Genomic DNA, 19,577 nt, shown 5'->3' with positions numbered 1-19,577 from the left:
GAGCGTCATGCGCTCGCCAGCCGGCATTTCCCCGGCAGATTCTGGTAGTAGACGCTCTTAAGGCTCGCCTCGAACCACCGCTGCCCCGGCGCCGCGGGATCGAAACCGTAAAGCTCGATCGCGATGTCCTCGACCGCCGTCCCCGTCTGGTTGGCGGCCGGCACGGTGACCTTGGACGCGATGCGCGCCGGCTCCGCCGAGCGGTCGAGCGCCCAACGCGGCCGGGGCGCGCTCTCGCCGTCGAAGTCGCTGCGTTCGCCGTTCGCCTTCGCGGCGTAGATCTGATGGAAGCCCAACGGCTCGCCCCGGTCGAGCTCGAACAGGAAGGCCACGAACGGCTGGCTCTCCACGAACACGTAGAACTGGCAGTAGAGCGTGGGCGCAGACGGCGGCGCGGCTGCGGTCCGCAAGGACGGGGAGGCGGGCGCCGGCGCGTCGGGCGGAGCGTGGGTGCGGCCGCTCGACGCCGAGAGGTCGGGCGTGGCGTCGAGATAGACGTAGAGCCCCGCCGAAATCAGAAGCGCAGTGAAGAGGCTCAGGGCGATCAGGGCGATGCGCGTCATGCGTGGGTCCCGGCGTCGGTCGGCTCAAGGATAGCCGGCGCGCGCCGAGGTATCGACCTTGGAGTGGCGCTCGCCGCTCCGTAAGCCGGCGCTTACGCCGGCTTACGGTCCATCAGCTCCACGAAGCGCGAGAACAGGTAGTGGCTGTCCTGCGGGCCCGGCGAGGCCTCGGGGTGGTGCTGGACGGAGAACGCCGGACGGTCGGTCAGCTCCAAGCCGCAGTTGGTGCCGTCGAACAGCGAGATGTGGGTCTCGCGCGCGGTCGCGGGCAGGCTCTCGCGGGCGACCGCGAAGCCGTGGTTCATCGAGGTGATCTCGACCTTGCCGGTGGTGAGGTCCTTCACCGGATGGTTCGCGCCGTGGTGGCCCTGGTGCATCTTGGAGGTGGTCGCGCCCACGGCGAGCGCCAGCATCTGGTGGCCAAGGCAGATGCCGAAGGTCGGGATCTTCTTCTCGAGCACCGCCTGAATGACTGGCACCGCGTACTTGCCCGTGGCCGCCGGGTCTCCCGGGCCGTTGGACAGGAACACGCCGTCCGGGTTCAGCGCCAGGATGTCCTCGGCGGTGGCGGTCGCCGGCACCACGGTGACCTCGCAGCCGGCGGTGGTCAGCATGCGCAGGATGTTGCGCTTGAGGCCGTAGTCGATCGCGACCACGCGCTTCGTCGCCGTTCCCTCCGCGCGCGCGCCGTAGGTCCCGGGGGCGGCGGCGCCGGGCCAGCTCCAGCCGGCCTCGTCCCAGCCGTACCGCTGGGGGCTGCCGACCAGCGGCACCAGGTCTTGGCCCTCGAGCCCTTCGAAGCCGTCGAGCGTCGCCTTCAGGGCCGCGTCGTCGAATGCGCCGTCCGCCGCGTGCGCGATGACGGCGTTCGGCATGCCCTTGTCGCGGATGAGGGCGGTGAGCGCACGGGTGTCGACGCCGGCGATCGCGACGATGCCGCGCGCCTTCAGCCAGGCGTCGAGGTCGCGGGTGGCGCGCCAGTTCGAGGGCGAGGTGACGTCGGCCGCGAACACCGCGCCGCGCACGCCGGAGGCGCCCGCCATGTTCACCGTCTCGACGTCGTCCTCGTTCACGCCGACGTTGCCGATGTGCGGGAAGGTGAAGGTGATGATCTGCCCGGCGTAGGACGGATCCGTCAGGATCTCTTCGTAGCCGGTGATGGCGGTGTTGAAGCAGAGTTCGCCGGCCGCGGCGCCGATCGCGCCAAGGCCGTCGCCCTCGATCAGCGTCCCGTCGGCGAGCAGCAGCCGCGCCGTCGGGCGCGCCTCGTCCCAGCCGCCGTGAGCGGCGTCTTGTTCATGAGCCATGATTGTCTTAAGTCCCGTCGCGCGGTCACGCGCCGACGCCTGACGCGCCGATGCGGCCGGAACCTAGGCGCCGCGACCCCCAGCGTCAACGTTTTGGTGACGGGATCACGTCGGGTTCAGCCGCGCGGCTGCGCCCGATCGCAGCGATATTGATAAGGACAAAAGCGATGCGCGAGGCGATCAACGCCGCCCTGAAGGAGAGCATGAAAGCCCGGGATGCGGAGCGCACCGGCACGCTGCGCCTGGTCTCCGCCGCCATCAAGGATCGCGACATCGAAGCCCGCGGCGAGGGCAAGGGGGCGGCGACCGACGACGAACTGAAGCAGCTTCTCGCCAAGATGATCAAGCAGCGCCAGGAGAGCGCCTCGATCTACGAGCAGAATGCGCGCCCCGAGCTCGCCGCCAAGGAGAAGGCGGAGATCGCCGTGATTCAGGCGTTCCTGCCGCAGCAGATGTCGGAGGCGGAGGCCGCCGCCGCGATCGACGCCGCGATCGCCGAGACGGGCGCGGCGAGCATGAAGGACATGGGCAAGGTGATGGGCGTGCTGAAGGCGAGGCACACCGGCGCCATGGACTTCGCGGCGGCGAACGGCGTGATCAAGGCGAAGCTGACGGGCGGCTGAGTCTTTTCCGAGGAGCGGGCGCCATGAGGCTGAACCTGAGCGCTGCGATCTTGTGCGGCCTCATGTTGGCCGGCTGTGATGCTCACCGTGGCTTGCGCTGCTTAACTCGCCGAAAACCACGACCTCGGGAAGCGAGCAAGTCGTTCTCGGAGAGTATCGCTCGCTCGAAGAGTGCCGCGGGGCCGCCATCGGAGCCCTCCACTCGAAGGGCTGGCAAGAAGGCGGCTCGTACTTCTGCGGGTACAAATGCCGCAAGGAGAAAGACGTTCACGTTTGCTCTTCAGGCGGGCGATAGTTGGCTCCCCCGTCACGATAAACGCAACGCCCCCGAAAGCTACTTCCCCAGCGCGGCGGCGTTGGGCGCGATGACGGCGAACAGGTCGGCCAGTCCCGCCAGGGCGCCGTCGTGGACCTCCTCGGCCGAACGCGCCGGCTTGCCGACGGCGCCGGGCAGCGCGCGGGTCGCGGTCGCGTTCTCCACGATCGTCACGCCGTAGCCGAGGTCGACCGCCGCGCGGGCGGTGGAATCGACGCACATGTGCGTCATGAACCCGACGAGGATCAGGTTCTTGCGGCCGAGCGCCTTCAGCGCCGGGTCGAAGTCCGGATTGGTGAAGCCGTTCGGAAGCCCCTTCGAAAACACCGGCTCGTCGCCCTGGGGTGCGGCCTGAGACGCAATCTCGGCGCCCTTGGTGCCTTCGACGAAGATGCCCTCCGGCGCGCGGTGGACGAGGTGGACGACCGGGGCCCCCGCCGCGCGGGCCTGCGCCAGGAGGTCGGCGATCGCGTCGAGGGCGCGCGCGGAGCCGGGGAGGGCGATCGGCCCTTCGACATATTCGTTCTGCGCGTCGATCACGACCACCGTGGCGTCGGCGAGTGAGGCCGGCTGGGGCGAGGCGCCGGAAAGGTCGCGAAGGGTCTTGGGCGCGTCAGCCATAAGGCTCTCCATAGAACGAGAAAGGGCCGCCGGAGGCGGCAGCCCGTATGGATCGGATCGACATCATCGTCCGCCCGCCGCGCCGCCAGAGGCGGCCGGGGTCAAAACGCGGCGGCGCTGGCCGTCAGAACACGCCGACGACGATGGCGCCGAGGAAGGCGAAGGCGGCCAACGCCGCCATCAGATCGACTCGTTTCACGACGCTCATGTGTGAAATCCCCAAATTCACTGTTGCGCCTAGATAAACTCGATTCATTCCCTCGACAATAGGGAGCCGGGATCGCTTCGTTAACGAAGCATCCACCTTTGAGGTTCGGCCGCCTAACGAAATCGTCGCTGCGACGCGGCGCCAGCCGTCGTCCGTCAAGCGCGCCTTAACCAACTCCCTCGCATTTTAACGACCATGCGCTTCAGGTTCGCCCATGGCTTCGTTCTCGGCTGCGTCGCTGCGGCGCTGAGCGGCTGCGGCTTTTTCGGCGGCGAGGAGCGGGAGCCGTGGCGCGGCAAGGTGGAGGCCGCCTGCCTTGCGGCGAAGCTCGTCACGCCGACCGACTTCACCCGGCCAATCGACGAGATCGACGGTCCCGGCGTCTGCGGGCTCGAGCATCCGTTCCGCATCTACGCCGTGGCCGACGGCTCCGTCGGCGTGCAGCCCGCGGCGCGGCTGGGGTGTCCGATGACCGCCGTGCTCAACGACTGGATGGTCCGCACGGTCCAGCCGGCGGCCAAGGCGCGCTTCGGCGTGGCTGTGGTGGAGATCAAGAACGCCGCTTCCTTCGGCTGCCGCACCCGGAACAACAAGCGCGGGGCGAAGCTCTCCGAGCACGGCTTCGGCAACGCGCTCGACATCTCGGCCTTCATCCTCGCGGACGGCCGCGAGATCTCGATAGCGCGGGACTGGCGCCGGGGAGCGCCGGAGGCGCAGGCCTTCCTGCGCGAGGCGCACGCCGGCGCCTGCGGGGCCTTCAAGACGGTGCTCGGCCCCGGCAGCGACGAGCACCACGAGAATCACCTGCATCTCGACCTCGCGCGCCACGATCCCGAGGGACGCCGCGCCTACTGCCGGCCGACACCTGTGATGCCCGAGCTTCCGCCGGAGCCCCAGCTCGCCCCCGAGGGCGACGAGCCGGCCGTGAGCTACGCGCCTGAAGCCAAGGGGTTCGACGGTCCGACGGGCTCGATCGGGAGACGCTTCGGGGCGGAGGTTTCCGAGCCGCCCGCGGACTGGCAAACGGACGAGTGACGCCGCTTCGGCCTCGCGTGGGGAGGTGGGACGCTCTTCTTGTTCGCCGCCAGTCGCGACTGAGCGTCGGGATCTAGGCGGAGCCGAAAAGGCCAGGACGTCAGGACATGCGGGGCATCAGCTACGACCTGCGGTCAGATCCGGTCGCTCGCGCGACCCGCTGGCGGACGCCGGCCACCACGCGCTCGAGGGGGGTAGGTCATGATCGATCATATGAGCGTCAGCCCTGCCGACGTCGAAAGTGCGCGTCGATTTTACGACGCCGCGCTCAGGCCGCTTGGCGTCGTGGCCGTGATGGAGGTGTCGCCCGAACAGGCCGGGGGCTACCGCGGAATAGGCTACGGGGTCGATCTAAAGCCGTTCTTCTGGTTGACCAGCGACAGCCGACGCGCTTCGCAGCCGGGCGCCCGAGGGCTTGGGATCCATGTTGCGTTCGCGGCGGGCAGCCGAGCGATGGTGGACGCCTTCTATGCGGCGGCGTTGGCGCATGGGGGCAGCGACAACGGACCGCCCGGCGTGAGGCCTCATTATCACCCGGCCTATTATGCAGCCTTCGTGATCGACCCCGACGGGGTCAACGTCGAGGCCGTATGTCATAAGCCCGAATGAGGTGGCGGGCGGGCCGCCCTTCAAGCCGTACGCAAGAGCCCAAGCTTATCCCGCGGCGATCTTGGGCTTGGGCAGTCCGTAGAGGTGCTCCTCCGCCGGGAAGCGGCGCGCACGGACGTCGGCGGCGTAAGTCTCGGCCGCGGCCTTCATGGTCGCGCCGACGTCGGCGTACTTGCGCACGAACTTCGGCACATGGCCGAAGGTGACGCCCATCATGTCGTCGGTGACGAGAATCTGGCCGTCGCACTCGGCGGAGGCGCCGATGCCGATGGTCGGCACCCGGATCGTCTCGGTGATGCGGGCGGCGAGCGGGGCGACGACGCCCTCCACCACGACCGCGAAGGCGCCGGCGTCGGTCACGGCGCGGGCGTCGGCGAGGATGGTCTCCGCCTCGGCCGCGAGCTTGCCGCGGGCGGCGTAGCCGCCGAGCGCGTTCACGGATTGCGGCTGCAGGCCGATGTGCGCGAGCACGGGGACGCCGCGCTGGGTGAGGAAGGCGATGGTCTCGGCCATCACCGCGCCGCCTTCGAGCTTCACCGCGCCGCACCCAGTTTCCGCCAGGATGCGGGCGGCGTTGCGGAAGGCCTGGGCCGGGCTTTCCTGATAAGCGCCGAAGGGAAGGTCGACCACGACGAGCGCATGCCGCGCGCCGCGCACCACCGCCGCGCCGTGCGCGATCATCATGTCGAGCGTGACGGGGATCGTGCTGGGAAGGCCGTAGACCACCATGCCGAGACTGTCGCCGACGAGCAGCAGGTCGGACGCCTCGTCGAGGGCCTCGGCCACCGGCGTGGTGTAGGCGGTGAGGCAGACGAGCGGCGTTCCGCCCTTCGCCGCGCGGATCGCGGAGACGGTGACGGGCTTCGCGGTGGGCGCGCTCGCGGGCGGCCTGGCGTGTGCGCTCATGGCGTTCGGTCCTCCGGGCGGCCGGGCCGCCTGCGCCCGGCGGTCCCCATTTCGGGCGTACGCCGGCTGTGACGGAGATTTGGTCGCATCCGGCCTGCCGTTCCAGTTCTTTATCATCCCAACGCACAAAAATGCGGCTCGAACCGCCGCTTCGGGGGACGTTCGCGTCCTCGAAGGCGGACGGCTACAGTCGCGCCCCGAATCAGGAGCGGCGGCGATGTGGTTTTGGGGCAAGATCGGCGGGGCGGCGGCGGGGCTCACGCTCGGCGGACCCCTCGGCGCCTTGGCGGGGGCCGTCGCCGGTCATTTTCTTATCGATCGCGAAACCGACCCGGAGGCCATCGCCGCGCGCGACCGCGAGAAGCGCGAGGTGGCCTTCACAGTCGGCGTGATCGCGCTTGCGGCCAAAATGGCGAAGGCGGACGGCGTGGTCGCCTGCGTGGAGGTGCAGGCCTTCCGGCGCGTGTTCTCCATCCAAGAGAGCGACCTCAAGCGCGTCGGCCAGTTGTTCGATCTCGCGAAGCAGGATGTGGCGGGCTTCGAGGCTTACGCCGGCCAGCTCGCCGGTCTGTTTGCGGACGATCCGGCGACGCTGGAGGACGTGCTTTCCGGGCTCGCGCAGATCGCGGCGGCGGACGGGGCCGTGCACGAGGCGGAGGCCGCCTACCTGATGCAGGTCGGCGCGATCTTCAAGCTGGACGCGGCGCGGCTCCGGCGCGCGCTCGCCCGGCACATGAAGCTTCCGGCGGCCGACCCTTACGCGATCCTCGGAGCCGATCCCGGCGCGAGCGACGACGACCTCAAGCGCCGGCATCGGGCGCTGGTGGCCGAGACCCACCCCGACCGGGCGATCGCGCGCGGACTGCCCGAAGAAGCGGTGCGGATCGCGACCGAGAAGCTCGCCGCGGCCAACGCCGCGTGGGACATGATCCGGCGCGAACGGGGGCTCGCATGACCGTCTTCACGCCCGACAGTCCCTTCGTCGCGGAGGTGCGTCCCGCCGCGAACCACGACGAGCGCCGCGACGGGCGCGAGCCGGACATCCTGCTGCTGCACTACACCGGCATGGCCTCGACCGAGGCCGCCTGCGCAAAGCTGTGCGCGGCCGACGGCGGCGTGTCGTGCCATTACGTGGTGCTCGAGGACGGCCGGATCCTCCAGCTGGTCCCGGAAGAGCGGCGCGCTTGGCACGCCGGCCGGTCGTCATGGGAGGATGAAACGGACGTGAATTCGCGGTCGATCGGCGTTGAAATCGCCAATCCCGGCCATGATCACGGCTACCCCGATTTTCCACCGGAGCAGATCGCGGCCGTCGTCGAACTGGCCCGCGACATCTGCGCGCGGCGGTCGATTCAACCGGAGCGGGTGTTGGCGCATTCCGACGTCGCGCCGCTGCGCAAGATCGATCCGGGTGAGAAGTTTCCGTGGGGGCGGCTTGCGGCGGCGGGGGTCGGTCATTGGGTCACGCCCACGCCCATCGAAAACACCACGGCGCTCGGACCCGGCGACGAGGGCGAGCCGGTCGAACAGCTCCAGACGCTGCTCAGTCTCTACGGCTACGGGCTCGAGATCGACGGCTTCTACGGGGAGACTATGCTGGCGGTCGTGCGGGCCTTCCAGCGTCATTTCCGGCCGGCGCGGGTCGACGGGATCGCGGATTACTCGACGTCACGGACGCTCCGCAACCTGTTGCGGCGACTCCCAGCGCGCTGAGCCTCGGCGCCTCAGTCTCGTCACATCACCGTCAAGAAGCGAACGCGCTCTGGTCGAGCCGAGGTCATCTTCGCACGGCTTTAGGTTCCCCCATGCGAACCGCATAGGGGAGTAAGCATATGCGTAAGACGACGCTCGTCGCCGCCATTCTTGCGGCGACCGTCGCCTCGGCCAACGCTGCGCCGGTTTCTGAACGACTTGCCCGGGGGGCAAGCCAATCCACAAAATCTGCAGACGTCCGAAATTCCACTTCCTCGACCAAGTCGACATCTGAACGTTCAGTTAACGCGAACGTTCCCGCGAAAGCGTCTCAGCCGCTCGTGACGGCCGGCGCGGCCGCCTTCACCTCGGCCCGCTCCGCGGGGTCCCCCTCGAAGGGCGGCGGCGTTCCCGCACGCGTCGCGGCGCCGGTTCCGACCCAGGCCGCCGCCGCGGCGCCTAGCGCGGAGAGGACCCGAACGACCTCCCGCAAGGCCGTCCGGCAGGCGCGAGCCCGCGAAGCCGCGAAGATGCGTCAGGCCGCCAACGTCGGACGGGTCTCCAGGTCTCGAGAGGCCGCGAAGTCCCGCGAGGCGCGCCGCGCGGCGGCGCTCGCCGCCAAGAGCGACACCGTCGCTCTCCAGCGCGACGTCGAGCTTCCCGACGCGCCGAAGCCCGGCGCCGAGGCCTCGGCCGCGAACCTGCCGACCGGCTCCATCCCCTCGATGGTCACCGCCATGGCGCGCGCCCAGGGGGTCAGCCCGGCGCTCGCCCACGCGGTCGTGAAGGTCGAGTCGCGCTATCGCCCGAACGCGACCGGACGGGGCGGCTACATCGGCCTGATGCAGCTGAGCTACCAGACCGCCCGGGGCATGGGCTTCCGCGGCAGCCGGCAGGCGCTCTACGAGCCCCGCGCCAACCTGACCTACGGCATGAAGTACCTCGCGGGCGCGGTCGCCAAGTCCGGCGGCAACACCTGCGCGGCCGTGTCGAAGTACCAGGGCGGCCACGGCGTCCGCGGCGTCACCCGCGCCGGCGCGGTCTACTGCGCCAAGGTGAAGCGCTTCATGGCCGAGGGCGTCCCGGCCTCGGGCCGCCGGACGGCGGACGCCTCGGCTCCTCAGCCGCGGTCCTGAGCGCTCCCGTCTCGGGCCTTGGCTTGACCCCGGCGACGTCGCCGCCCACAAGGGCGGCGTCAGTCGGCCGGACGGCCGCTTCGGTTCACGCCGGAGAGGAAAGTCCGGGCTCCATGGAAAGCACGGCGCCGGATAACGTCCGGCGGGGGCGACCCCAGGGAAAGTGCCACAGAAAGCAAACCGCCTCCGGCCTCCGGGCCGGCGGTAAGGGTGAAAGGGTGCGGTAAGAGCGCACCGCGCTGCCGGTAACGGGAGCGGCACGGCAAACCCCGCCGGGAGCAAAACCGAATAGGGGCGACGCGTCTTCCGTCTTCGGGCGGAAGGCAGGCCCGCTTCCAGGCCGTCGCCCGGGTTGGTTGCTTGAGGCGTCCAGCAATGGGCGTCCCAGAGGAATGGCCGTCACGCGCGGCGGGAGGGGGCGACCTCTCGCGCCGCGCCATACAGAACCCGGCTTACAGGCCGACTGACGCTTCCGCCTTCCGCACTTCAAGCGTTTTGGCCGCCCCAGCGCGGCGATTCGCGCCCGCGGAGCCCTGGGCCGGCCGGCGGGGCGCGTCCGTCGCTCGCCTTCTCAGATTTTCGTCTGATCAGAACGACCGATAGCGGCCGTGGAACGACGCTCCGCAACGGGTTCTTAACCCTAAGGAAGTTCTACTGACGGCGTCGCGTACCGGCGCGACGCGGCCCTTGTCAGGTGATGCGTCCTGGGCCGCGTCGAGCGGGGCCGCGAACCCCGTTTCGTTGACGCCCATACGGCCCCATGATATCCCAAATCATCCCGTCGAAGCGGCAGGCTGCAGGTTCTCTCGGGGGATCCTCAGCGTTCGGCGTCGTAGCGTTCCGCGCTGCGCGTGCGGCTGGAAACGTGCGCCTTTCGCCCGTGTTCTCGGGCGAGGGCGGTCGGGGCGCCGCCTTCCGCGGCGATGTGGGGGGCTATGGACCGCTTCGTGTCCAATTTCACCAATCGCCTGGATGCGAAGGGCAGGGTCTCGATCCCCGCGCCGTTCCGGGCGGTGCTGGCGCGCGACGGCTTCGAAGGGCTCTACGTGCATCCCTCCCTGGACCTCGCGGCGCTCGACGCGGGCGGCAATGCGCTGCTTGCGGACATCGACTCCCTGCTGGAGACGCTGTCGCTCTATTCCGACGAGCGGGACAGCTTGGCGACGGCGCTGCTGGGCACGAGCGAGGTGCTGAAGGCGGACGGGGAGGGGCGCGTCATCCTCACCGAGAGCCTCAAGACCTACGCCGGGATCAAGGATCAGGTGACCTTCGTGGGGCAGGGGCGGAAGTTTCAGATCTGGGAGCCGGAGAGCTTCCAGGCGCATCTTTCAAGCGCCCGAGAGACGGTGCGCGGATTGAAACGCCGGCTCGGCGCGCCGACCCCTCCGCTGGAGCCGGCGTCGTGATGGCCCGCCGCGAACGCCGCCCCGAGCGCGACCCGGCGGACGCCCGTCCGCACCTTCCCGTGATGCTGCCCGAGGTGCTGGCCTCGCTCGCTCCTAAGGACGGCGAAACCTATCTCGACGGCACCTTCGGCGCCGGCGGCTACACCCGCGCGATCCTCGAGGCGGCCGACTGCCGCGTGATCTCGACCGATCGCGATCCGACGGCGATCGCAGCCGGTTACGCCATGGTCTCCGAGTTCAAGGGCCGGCTGACGCTGGTCGAGGACCGCTTCTCCAACCTCTCGCACGTGCTGGACCAGCTGGGTCTCGACGGGATCGACGGCGTCGTGCTCGACGTCGGCGTCTCCTCGATGCAGCTGGACCAGGCCGCGCGCGGCTTCTCCTTCCGCAACGACGGCCCGCTCGACATGCGCATGGGCGGCGAGGGCCCGAGCGCGGCGGACCTCGTGGCCGACCTCGACGACAAGGAGCTCGCCGCCGTGCTGCGGACGCTCGGCGAGGAGCGCCGGGCCGGCGCCGTCGCCCGCGGCATCTGCGCCGCGCGCGAGACGGAGCCGATCACGACGACGCTGCGTCTCGCCGACGTCGTCGAGGGCGTGCTGGGCAAATCCTACGACGGCATCCACGCCGCCACCCGCACCTTCCAGGCGCTGCGCATCGCGGTGAACGACGAACTCGGCGAACTCGGCCGGGCGCTGTTCGCGGCCGAGAGCCGGCTGAACCCCGGCGGCCGGCTGGTCGTCGTGGCGTTCCACTCGCTCGAGGACCGCATCGTCAAGACCTTCCTCGCCGACCGCACGCGCACCGTTCCCGGCGGCTCGCGCCACATGCCGGCCGCCAGCGTGCCGCCCGCCACGTTTCAGGCCCTGTCGCGCGGGGTCGTGAAGCCCTCCGACGAGGAGGTCGAGGTCAATCCTCGCGCGCGGTCCGCGCGGCTGCGCGCCGCCGTCCGCACGGACGCCCCCGCGCGCGGCGGCGACGCCTTCGCCTTCGGCGTGCCGCGTCTGCCGCTCGGCGGACTTGAAGGAGCCGGCTCGTGAAGATCGCCCGCCTGCTCAACGTGGTCGCGGTGCTGGCGCTCGTCGGCGCGGCGGTCACCGTCTACCGCATCAAATACGACGCCACGATGCACTCCGAGCACGTCACAAAGCTCAAGCGCCAGATCGCGCAGGAGAAGGACACGATCGCGGTGCTGAAGGCCGAATGGTCCTTCCTCGCCCGGCCCGACCGCGTCCAGGCCTTCGCCGAGCGTCATCTCGAGCTGAAGCCGCTGCGGCAGGGCCAGACCATCACCGTGGCGTCCTTGCCGGACCGGCCGGCGCCGGTCGACGAGATCGGGCACAAGCTGGAGGCGCTCGGCCTCATGGGCGCCGACGCGAGCCTCGCGACCGACGCCTCGGGCGAAGCCAAGAAGGCTGCGGCCGCGCCGGCGAAGAAGACCACGATCGCGGTCAAGCCGACCTCGCAGCTGAAGGCGCCCGTCAACCGCCCGGCGCCGCAGAAGCCCGCGACGCCCAAGGTCGGCCAGCCGCTCAACATCACCGACTTCCTGCGTCAGAACCCGGGTCTTCTGCGATGAACCGCGACGCCTTCCTGAGCGCCGCCGCACGCGGGGGCGGCGCCTCGGCCCGCGCCGTCGGCCGCGCCGCCGTGACCTCGGGCCGCTGGACCGCCTTCGGGCTCCGCGGCCTGTTCCGCCTGCTGAAGAAGCTCTTCTTCCTGCTGGTCGGCCGCGGCGAAGGCCTCGGCCTCACCAACGGGCGGCTCCGTATCGCGATGCTCGCCTTCGGGATCGTCTATCTGACGATCGTTGGCCGCTTGGTGCAGTACGCGGTCGCGCCGGACGTCGGCGCGGTCGCGAAGGCGAGCCAGCAGGTGGCGGCGGTGTCTCGCCCCGACATCGTCGACCGTAACGGCCAGGTGCTGGCGACCGACATCAAGGTCTCGTCGCTCTACGCCGAGCCGAAGAACATCATCGACGTCGACGAAGCGGTGGAACTGCTCTCCGGCGCCCTGCCGGAGCTGAACCGCGACGAACTGCGCGCCCGGCTGTCGACGAAGAAGGGCTTCGTCTGGCTGAAGCGCGAGGTGACGCCGCGCGAGCAGGTGGCGGTGTTCCGCCTCGGCATCCCCGGCGTCGGCTTCATCCAGGAAAACAAGCGCATCTACCCGAACGGCGACATCGTCGCCCACATCCTCGGCTTCGCGGACGTGGACAACAAGGGCATCGCCGGCATCGAGAAATACCTCGACACCAGCGGCATGACGGCGAAGGCCGCGGCGATCGCCGCGGACGGCAACCGTATGGAGCCGATCCATCTCGCGCTCGACCTCAAGGTCCAGCACGCGGTGCGGGACGAGCTCGCGGCCGGCATGAAGAAGTTCAAGGCGATCGCAGGCTCCGCGGCCATCGCCGACGTCGAGACCGGCGAGATCCTCAGCCTGGTGTCCTTGCCGGACTACGATCCCAACAACCCTGTCGACGCCCTGAAGCCGGACCGCATCAACCGCGTCAACGTCGGCGTGTTCGAGATGGGCTCGACCATGAAGGCCCTCACCATCGCGATGGGCCTCGACAGCGGCAAGTTCAACCTGCAGAGCCGGATGGACGCGCGCGCCCCGCTTCAGTACGGACGCTTCCGCATCCATGACTTCCATCCCACGAACCGCGTCCTGACGATCCCGGAAGTCTTCGTTCACTCCTCGAACATCGGCACTGCGCGGATCGCGCTCGGCATGGGCGTCGACGCCCACAAGGCCTTCCTCGCCAAGATGCGCCAGCTCAACCGTCTGCAGACCGAGCTGCCGGAGAGCGCGCGGCCGATCCTGCCGCCGCGCTGGGGCGAACTGAACACCATCACGATCTCCTTCGGCCACGGCCTCGCGATCGCTCCGATCCAGTCAGTGATGGCGGTAAGCGCGCTGGTGAACGGCGGCTACCTGATGACGCCGACCTTCATGCAGCGCACCGCCGCGGAGGCGCGCTCAGCCTCGGTGCAGGTGCTCAAGCCCTCGACCAGCGTGGCCATGCGCTACCTCATGCGCTTGAACGCGGAGAAGGGCTCGGCCAAGAAGGCCGATATCCCGGGCTACCGCGTCGGCGGCAAGACCGGCACCGCCGAGAAGGTGGTCGGCGGCCGCTATGCGAAGAACAAGAACCTGACGGCCTTCACCGCCGTGTTCCCGATGGACAAGCCGAAGTACATGATGCTCGTCGTGCTCGACGAACCGCAGGCGCTGCCCGAGACGCACGGCTTCGCCACCTCCGGCTGGAACGTGGTGCCGGTGGGCGGAAAAATGGTGGAGCGCATCGCGCCGCTGCTGGGCGTCGAGCCGATCTACGACGCGCCGCCGGCGCAGGACCTGCTGGCCTCGATCGGCGCGACCGTGGGCGCGGTGCGGTGACGACGCTCGGAGCGCTGTTTCCAGGCGTCGGCTTCGACGACGCGGCCGCCGCCACGCCCGTTACGGGACTGACCGCCGACAGCCGGGCCGTGACGCCCGGAGCGGTGTTCGCGGCGCTGGCCGGCGCCAAGACCGACGGCGCCCGTTTCGTCGCCCAGGCGCTGGAGAAGGGCGCGGCGGCGATCCTTTCCGAACAGGCGCTCGAGGCGCCGGTGCCTGTGGTGCAGGTCGACGACGCGCGGCTCGCGCTGGCGAAGGCTGCGGCGCGGCTCTACCCGCGTCAGCCGGCGACGATCGCGGCGGTGACCGGGACCAGCGGCAAGAGCTCGGTGGTCACCTTCCTCAGGCAGATCTGGAGCCACGCGGGGCTCAAGGCCGCGAGCCTCGGCACGCTTGGGGTTACGGGACCTTCTGGCGGGACCTACGGTTCGCTGACGACCCCGGATCCGGTCTCGCTGCACCGGACGCTGGACGAACTCGCGGGCGAGGGCGTCAGCCACCTCGCGATGGAGGCCTCGTCCCATGGCCTCGATCAGAAAAGACTGCACGGCGTTAACCTTAACGCCGCCGGCTTCACCAATCTCTCACGCGACCACATGGACTACCATCCCTCGGTCGAGCACTATCGCGACGCGAAGCTGCGGCTGTTCCGTGAGTTGCTCCCCGAAGAGGGGACCGCGGTGGTCTGGGCCGACGCGCCGGACGGAGCGGCCTTCGCGGACGCCGCGCGGCAGCGCGGACAGCGCCTCCTCACCGTCGGCGCGAGGGGTGAAACGTTAAGGCTAACAGGCGTTAAGACCGACGGGCTGGATCAGATCCTCAGCGTCGAGGGGGCCGGCGGCGCGCGCGACGTGCGGCTTCCGCTCGCGGGCGCGTTCCAGGCTCAGAACGCCCTCACCGCCGCAGGCCTCGCCATCGCGACGGGGGTCGCGCCCGAGGTCGCGCTCGACGCGCTGGAGCGGCTCGAGGGCGTGCCGGGGCGGCTCGAGTTCGTCGGCGAGCGCGACGGCGCAGCGGTCTTCATCGATTACGCCCACAAGCCGGACGCGGTCGCGTCCGCGCTTGCAGCGTTACGTCCGTTCGCCAGGGGACGCCTCGTCGTGGTGTTCGGCGCCGGCGGCGACCGCGACCCGGGCAAGCGTCCGCTGATGGGGGAGGCCGCGACCGCAGCGGCCGACGTGGTCATCGTCACCGACGACAACCCGCGCAGCGAAGACCCCGCGACCATCCGCGCCGCGATCCTCGCCGCCGCGCCGGGCGCCCGCGAAATCGGCGACCGCAAGACCGCAATCGAGACCGCGGTGTCCGAGCTACAGTCCGGCGATGTTCTCGTCGTCGCCGGCAAAGGTCACGAAACGGGCCAGATCGTGGGAGATCGGACGCTGCCGTTCTCGGACCACGACGTCGTCCGGGACGCCCTCAAGCGGAAGGGAACCGCCGCATGACGACGTCGAGCATGTTCGCAGAGCCGTTGTGGACCACGCCGGAGCTTGCGCTCGCGACCGCGGGGCGCGTCGTCGGCCGCGCGGACGAACCCGCGACCGGGGTGTCGATCGACAGCCGCACCGTAACCCGCGGCGACGTGTTCTTCGCCATCAAGGGCGACGTGCACGACGGCCACAGGTTCGTCGCGGACGCGCTCGCCCGCGGAGCGGCGCTCGCCGTCATCGACGAGGCCCATGCGGCGGAGTTGAAGGACGCCGGCCCGCTCCTGGTGGTGAAGGACGTGCTCGCCGCCCTGGTCGCGACTGGGATCGCGGCCCGCGCGCGTTCGAAGGCGCGGATCGTCGCGGTGACGGGCTCGGTCGGCAAGACCTCGACCAAGGAGGCGCTGCGCCTCGTGCTGGCCGAGGACGGCCCGACCCATGCATCGGCTGCGTCCCACAACAACCACTGGGGCGTGCCGCTAACGCTCGCCCGCCTGCCGCGCTCCGCCGCCTACGGCGTGTTCGAGATCGGCATGAACCATCCCGACGAGATCCGGCCGCTGGTGAAGATGGTTCGCCCGCACGTGGCGGCCATCACCAACGTCGAGCCGGTGCACCTCGCGGCCTTTCCCAACGTGGAGGCGATCGCGGACGCCAAGGCCGAGGTGTTCGAAGGCTTCGCCAACGGCGGGCACGCCGTGATCAACCGCGACAACCCCCATTACGAGCGCCTGAAGGCGGCGGCGACTGCGGCCGGCGCCGCGGTCTGGACCTTCGGCGAGCACGTGTCGTCCGACGCCCGGCTCGACCGCATTGCCATGAAAGAGCAGGGCTCTTGCGTCGCGGCGACGGTGCTGGGCGAGGGCGTCACCTTCAAGATCGGCGCGCCCGGCCGTCACGTGGTGCAGAACGCGCTCGCGGTGCTGCTGTGCGCCAAGCTCGCCGGCGCCGACCTCGCGCTCGCCGCGCTCGCGCTCGCCCGTTTCGCGCCGCCGGCCGGCCGCGGCAAGCGGCTGGCGCTGAACGCCCCCGGCGGCGTGCTCACCGTCATCGACGAGAGCTACAACGCGAACCCCGCCTCGATGCGCGCCGCGCTCGCGCTGCTCGGCCAGACACCGGTGCAGTCCGGGGGCCGGCGGATCGCCGTGCTCGGCGACATGCTGGAGCTCGGTCCTCAGTCGGAGGAGCTCCACGCCAAGGTGGCCGAAGCGGCCGCGACAGCGAAGATCGATCTCGTGTTCACGGCCGGACCGCTTATGAAGGCGCTGAACGACGCGCTGCCGCCCGCCCGGCGCGGCGGATGGGCCGCGACCGCGGCGGAGCTCGAACCGAAGCTCTTCGAGCGGCTGCGAGGAAAGGACGTGGTGATGATCAAGGGATCGAACGGCTCCAGGATGGGGCCGTTGGTGGCGGCGCTCAGGGACCGCTTCGCGCCCGCCGACGAGACCTTCGCGGCGGGATCGCTCTGAGATGCTGTATTTCCTCGCCGACCTGTCCTGGGCCTTCCCGGGACTGAACCTGTTTCGCTACATCACCTTCCGCACCGGCGGCGCGATCATGACGGCGGCGCTGTTCGTGTTCCTGTTCGGCCCCTGGATCATCGGCCAGCTCCGCATCAAGCAGGGCAAGGGCCAGCCGATCCGCTCGGACGGCCCCCAGACGCACCTCGCGAAGCGCGGCACGCCGACCATGGGCGGGCTGATGATCCTGTCGGGCCTCGTCGCCACCACGCTGCTGTGGGCGAACCTCGCCAACCCCTACGTCTGGATCGTGCTGTTCGTGACCATCGGCTTCGGCGCGATCGGCTTCTACGACGACTATCTAAAGGTCACGAAGCAGACCCACGCCGGCTACTCCGGCAAGATGCGCCTCGCGATCGAGTTCGCGATCGCGGGGATAGCGGTCTACGCCATCACCCGCGTCGGCCAGCCGGGCTTCTCCACCTCGCTCGCGTTTCCCTTCCTGAAGAACTTCCTGCTCGATCTCGGCTGGTTCTTCCTGCTGTTCGGCGCGGTGGTGATCGTCGGCGCGGGCAACGCCGTAAACCTCACCGACGGCCTCGACGGCCTCGCCATCGTGCCCGTCATGATCGCGGCCGCGAGCTTCGGCTTCATCGCCTATCTCTCCGGAAACGCCGTGTTCGCGGACTACCTGCAGATCCACTTCACGCTCGGCACCGGCGAACTGGCGGTGGTCTGCGGCGCGGTGCTGGGCGCGGGCCTCGGCTTCCTATGGTTCAACGCCCCGCCCGCGCAGATCTTCATGGGCGACACCGGCTCGCTCGCCATGGGCGGCATGCTGGGCGCGGTCGCGGTGGCCACCAAGCACGAGATCGTGCTCGCCATCATCGGCGGCCTGTTCGTGCTCGAGGCGGTCTCGGTGATCGTCCAGGTCGCCTCGTTCAAGCTCACGGGCAAGCGGGTGTTCCGCATGGCGCCGATCCATCACCACTTCGAGCAGCTCGGCTGGTCGGAGCCGCAGGTGGTGGTGCGCTTCTGGATCGTCGCCGTCGTGCTGGCGCTGGTCGGCCTCGCCACCCTCAAGCTGCGGTGAGCGCGATGCGGGACGATCTGCGGAAACCGGCGGCTCAGTCCGCGAAGGCGGGCGTGGCGGAGGCCGACCGCGCGCTTCGAGACGCCGTCGTCTGGACGGCTCCTCAGCATGAGGAGGGCTTGCCGTACCGTCCTCATGCTGAGAAGCGCCGCGTGGCGGCGAGTCTCGAAGCACGCGCTTCGTCGGACGCGCGCTCCACCTTCCTCTGGATCAATCTGGCCCAGCGGGGAGGCCGGCCGTCGTGACGCCGGCGACCGCGTTCAAGGGCAAGCGCGTCGCGGTGTTCGGGCTTGGCGGGTCGGGCCGCGCCACCGTCCGCAGCCTTGTCGCCGGTGGGGCCGAGGTCGTCGCCTTCGACGACAGCGCCGAGGGGGTGGCGACGGCGGCGGCGGAAGGGCTGCCGACCGGCGACCTGCGCGCCATGGACTTCGCCCAATTTGATAGCCTCGTGCTGGCCCCGGGCGTGCCGCTGACCCATCCGACGCCGCACTGGACGGTGGGGAAGGCGAAGACCGCCGGCGTCGAGATCATTGGCGACATCGAGATCTTCTGCCGCGAACGCCGCACGATCGCGCCGGACGCGCCCTTCGTCGCCATAACCGGCACCAACGGCAAATCGACCACCACGGCGCTGATCGCCCATCTCGTCCGCCACGCCGGGCTCGACGCGCAGATGGGCGGCAACATCGGGGTCGCGATCCTCGATCTCGAGCCGCCGTCCGCCACCCGCGTCCACGTGGTCGAGTGCTCGTCCTACCAGATCGACCTCGCGCCGAGCCTCGACCCCAGCGTCGGCGTGATGCTGAACCTGTCCGAGGACCACCTCGAGCGGCACGGGACGATGGAGAACTACGCCGCCATCAAGGAGAGGCTGGTCGCAGGCGCCGGCGTCGCCGTGATCGCCCGCGACGACGCGATCTCTGCGGCGATGGCGGAGCGGCTGAAGGGCGCTGGCCGCAGCGTCGTCGTCGTCTCCGAGACCGACCCGATCGACCTGTCGGGCGCCCGCGCGCTGCGCGGCGCGCACAACGCGCAGAACGCCAACGCCGCGCTGGCCGCGGTGCGGGCGCTCGGCGTCGCCGACGACGTCGCCCACGCCGGCCTCGCGACCTTCCCTGGCCTCGCCCATCGCATGGAGGAGGTGGCCGGTCCCGGCCGCGCGACCTTCATCAACGATTCGAAGGCGACCAACGCCGACAGTGCGGAAAAGGCTCTGGCGTCGTTCCCGAAGGTGTTCTGGATCCTGGGCGGCAAGCCGAAGACCGGCGGCATCGACGCGTTGGCTCCGCTGTTTCCGAAGGTGACGAAGGCCTACCTCATCGGCGAGGCCTCGCCCGCCTTTGCGAGGACCCTGCGCGCCCACGACGTGCCGCTGGTTGAGCTCGGCACCCTCGAGCGCGCCGTCGAGGCCGCTGCGGCCGACGCCGAAGCTTCCGACCAGGCGGAGCCCGTCGTGCTGTTCTCGCCGGCCTGCGCGTCGTTCGATCAGTTCCCGAACTTCGAAAAGCGCGGCGACGCGTTCCGCGCGGCGGTGCTGGGGCTTGGGCGCGCGAAGGCCTGATTGAAGGCGCAGGCTCCGCTGGAACTGGCGCAAGGGAGGGTGGACGGGCGAAGCCCCGTCGGGATGCGCCGGATGAACCTCCGTCCCCGTTGCGCCCAAAACCCAAAAGCTCACCCGGTCGCGTCTTGCGCCGGGGCTCTCCCCTCACGCCTCCAGCGCGGGGGGATCCCGCTCTAAGACCGACATTCGTTTGGCAAACGCGAAAACCC

Annotated in this window: 19 protein-coding genes and 1 other RNA gene; 15 read left to right on the top strand and 5 right to left on the bottom strand. The window is 70.0% G+C overall.

Features of this window, described 5'->3' with window-relative positions; all coding sequences use genetic code 11:
- Window positions 1–5: 5 nt before the first annotated feature.
- Both METY_RS11495 and carA read right to left on the bottom strand, forming a co-directional pair.
- The gene (locus METY_RS11495; RefSeq protein ID WP_103121525.1) at window positions 6–563 is read right to left on the bottom strand and encodes a hypothetical protein; all 558 of its coding nucleotides are present in this window, start codon (window positions 561–563) and stop codon (window positions 6–8) included.
- A gap of 92 nt (window positions 564–655) precedes the next feature.
- Window positions 656–1,870 carry a glutamine-hydrolyzing carbamoyl-phosphate synthase small subunit gene (carA, locus tag METY_RS11490; protein WP_103121524.1) on the bottom strand — a complete coding sequence of 405 codons (1,215 nt, stop codon included), beginning with the start codon at window positions 1,868–1,870 and terminating at the stop codon, window positions 656–658.
- 167 nt (window positions 1,871–2,037) lie between these two features.
- Here carA and METY_RS11485 point away from each other — a divergent pair, with 167 nt between their 5' ends.
- A complete protein-coding gene (locus METY_RS11485) occupies window positions 2,038–2,493 on the top strand; it encodes a GatB/YqeY domain-containing protein (RefSeq protein ID WP_103121523.1) in 456 nt (151 codons plus the stop codon).
- Window positions 2,494–2,827: 334 nt separating this feature from the next.
- Here METY_RS11485 and METY_RS11480 read toward each other — a convergent pair whose 3' ends face one another.
- Window positions 2,828–3,430: a cysteine hydrolase family protein gene (locus tag METY_RS11480; RefSeq protein ID WP_103121522.1), complete on the bottom strand. Its 603-nt coding sequence runs from the start codon at window positions 3,428–3,430 to the stop codon at window positions 2,828–2,830.
- A gap of 124 nt (window positions 3,431–3,554) precedes the next feature.
- Window positions 3,555–3,797, bottom strand: coding sequence for a hypothetical protein (locus METY_RS20865; protein WP_146035711.1), 243 nt, complete (start codon window positions 3,795–3,797; stop codon window positions 3,555–3,557).
- A 36-nt stretch (window positions 3,798–3,833) separates the two neighbouring features.
- Between METY_RS20865 and METY_RS11475 the strand changes: the two genes are divergently transcribed.
- Window positions 3,834–4,673, top strand: coding sequence for an extensin-like domain-containing protein (locus tag METY_RS11475; RefSeq protein WP_103121521.1), 840 nt, complete (start codon window positions 3,834–3,836; stop codon window positions 4,671–4,673).
- 201 nt (window positions 4,674–4,874) lie between these two features.
- Entirely contained in the window at window positions 4,875–5,282 is a 408-nt protein-coding gene (locus METY_RS11470; RefSeq protein WP_103121520.1) for a VOC family protein, read from the top strand.
- Between the two features lie 45 nt (window positions 5,283–5,327).
- Here METY_RS11470 and panB read toward each other — a convergent pair whose 3' ends face one another.
- Window positions 5,328–6,188, bottom strand: a complete 861-nt coding sequence (gene panB / locus METY_RS11465) for a 3-methyl-2-oxobutanoate hydroxymethyltransferase (RefSeq protein ID WP_103121519.1) — start codon at window positions 6,186–6,188, stop codon at window positions 5,328–5,330.
- 217 nt (window positions 6,189–6,405) lie between these two features.
- On the opposite strand from panB, the gene METY_RS11460 reads away from it, so the two are divergent.
- The 12 genes from METY_RS11460 (at window position 6,406) to murD (ending at window position 19,368) form a co-directional block, all read left to right on the top strand.
- Window positions 6,406–7,143 (top strand): TerB family tellurite resistance protein, encoded by a 738-nt coding sequence (locus tag METY_RS11460; RefSeq protein ID WP_103121518.1) that lies wholly within the window; start codon window positions 6,406–6,408, stop codon window positions 7,141–7,143.
- Complete coding sequence (locus METY_RS11455) at window positions 7,140–7,901, top strand: peptidoglycan recognition protein family protein (protein ID WP_103121517.1); 762 nt, start codon at window positions 7,140–7,142, stop codon at window positions 7,899–7,901. Before METY_RS11460 ends, METY_RS11455 begins: the two co-directional genes overlap by 4 nt.
- Window positions 7,902–8,410: 509 nt before the next feature.
- Window positions 8,411–9,016 carry a lytic transglycosylase domain-containing protein gene (locus METY_RS21085; protein ID WP_160147349.1) on the top strand — a complete coding sequence of 202 codons (606 nt, stop codon included), beginning with the start codon at window positions 8,411–8,413 and terminating at the stop codon, window positions 9,014–9,016.
- Between the two features lie 59 nt (window positions 9,017–9,075).
- Window positions 9,076–9,487: RNase P RNA component class A (rnpB, locus tag METY_RS11445), an RNA gene on the top strand.
- A 464-nt stretch (window positions 9,488–9,951) separates the two neighbouring features.
- Window positions 9,952–10,422 (top strand): division/cell wall cluster transcriptional repressor MraZ, encoded by a 471-nt coding sequence (gene mraZ / locus METY_RS11440; RefSeq protein WP_103121515.1) that lies wholly within the window; start codon window positions 9,952–9,954, stop codon window positions 10,420–10,422.
- Window positions 10,422–11,462 (top strand): 16S rRNA (cytosine(1402)-N(4))-methyltransferase RsmH, encoded by a 1,041-nt coding sequence (rsmH, locus tag METY_RS11435; RefSeq protein ID WP_103121514.1) that lies wholly within the window; start codon window positions 10,422–10,424, stop codon window positions 11,460–11,462. Before mraZ ends, rsmH begins: the two co-directional genes overlap by 1 nt.
- Window positions 11,459–12,001 (top strand): cell division protein FtsL, encoded by a 543-nt coding sequence (gene ftsL / locus METY_RS11430; RefSeq protein ID WP_103121513.1) that lies wholly within the window; start codon window positions 11,459–11,461, stop codon window positions 11,999–12,001. The genes rsmH and ftsL overlap by 4 nt, the downstream gene beginning before the upstream one ends.
- A complete protein-coding gene (locus tag METY_RS11425; protein ID WP_244593615.1) occupies window positions 11,998–13,827 on the top strand; it encodes a peptidoglycan D,D-transpeptidase FtsI family protein in 1,830 nt (609 codons plus the stop codon). The genes ftsL and METY_RS11425 overlap by 4 nt, the downstream gene beginning before the upstream one ends.
- Complete coding sequence (locus METY_RS11420) at window positions 13,824–15,272, top strand: UDP-N-acetylmuramoyl-L-alanyl-D-glutamate--2,6-diaminopimelate ligase (RefSeq protein ID WP_103121512.1); 1,449 nt, start codon at window positions 13,824–13,826, stop codon at window positions 15,270–15,272. Before METY_RS11425 ends, METY_RS11420 begins: the two co-directional genes overlap by 4 nt.
- Entirely contained in the window at window positions 15,269–16,723 is a 1,455-nt protein-coding gene (locus METY_RS11415) for a UDP-N-acetylmuramoylalanyl-D-glutamyl-2,6-diaminopimelate--D-alanyl-D-alanine ligase (RefSeq protein WP_103121511.1), read from the top strand. Before METY_RS11420 ends, METY_RS11415 begins: the two co-directional genes overlap by 4 nt.
- A gap of 1 nt (window position 16,724) precedes the next feature.
- On the top strand, window positions 16,725–17,807 hold the full coding sequence (gene mraY, locus METY_RS11410) for a phospho-N-acetylmuramoyl-pentapeptide-transferase (RefSeq protein WP_103121510.1): 1,083 nt from the start codon (window positions 16,725–16,727) through the stop codon (window positions 17,805–17,807).
- 241 nt (window positions 17,808–18,048) lie between these two features.
- Window positions 18,049–19,368 carry a UDP-N-acetylmuramoyl-L-alanine--D-glutamate ligase gene (murD, locus tag METY_RS11400; RefSeq protein ID WP_103121508.1) on the top strand — a complete coding sequence of 440 codons (1,320 nt, stop codon included), beginning with the start codon at window positions 18,049–18,051 and terminating at the stop codon, window positions 19,366–19,368.
- Window positions 19,369–19,577: the final 209 nt, after the last annotated feature.

It is taken from the genome of Methylopila sp. Yamaguchi, assembly GCF_002897035.1.
Classification (GTDB): domain Bacteria; phylum Pseudomonadota; class Alphaproteobacteria; order Rhizobiales; family Methylopilaceae; genus Methylopila.
The sequence above is the reverse complement of the archived record's forward strand: the minus strand, read 5'-3'. Positions and strand labels throughout refer to the sequence as shown.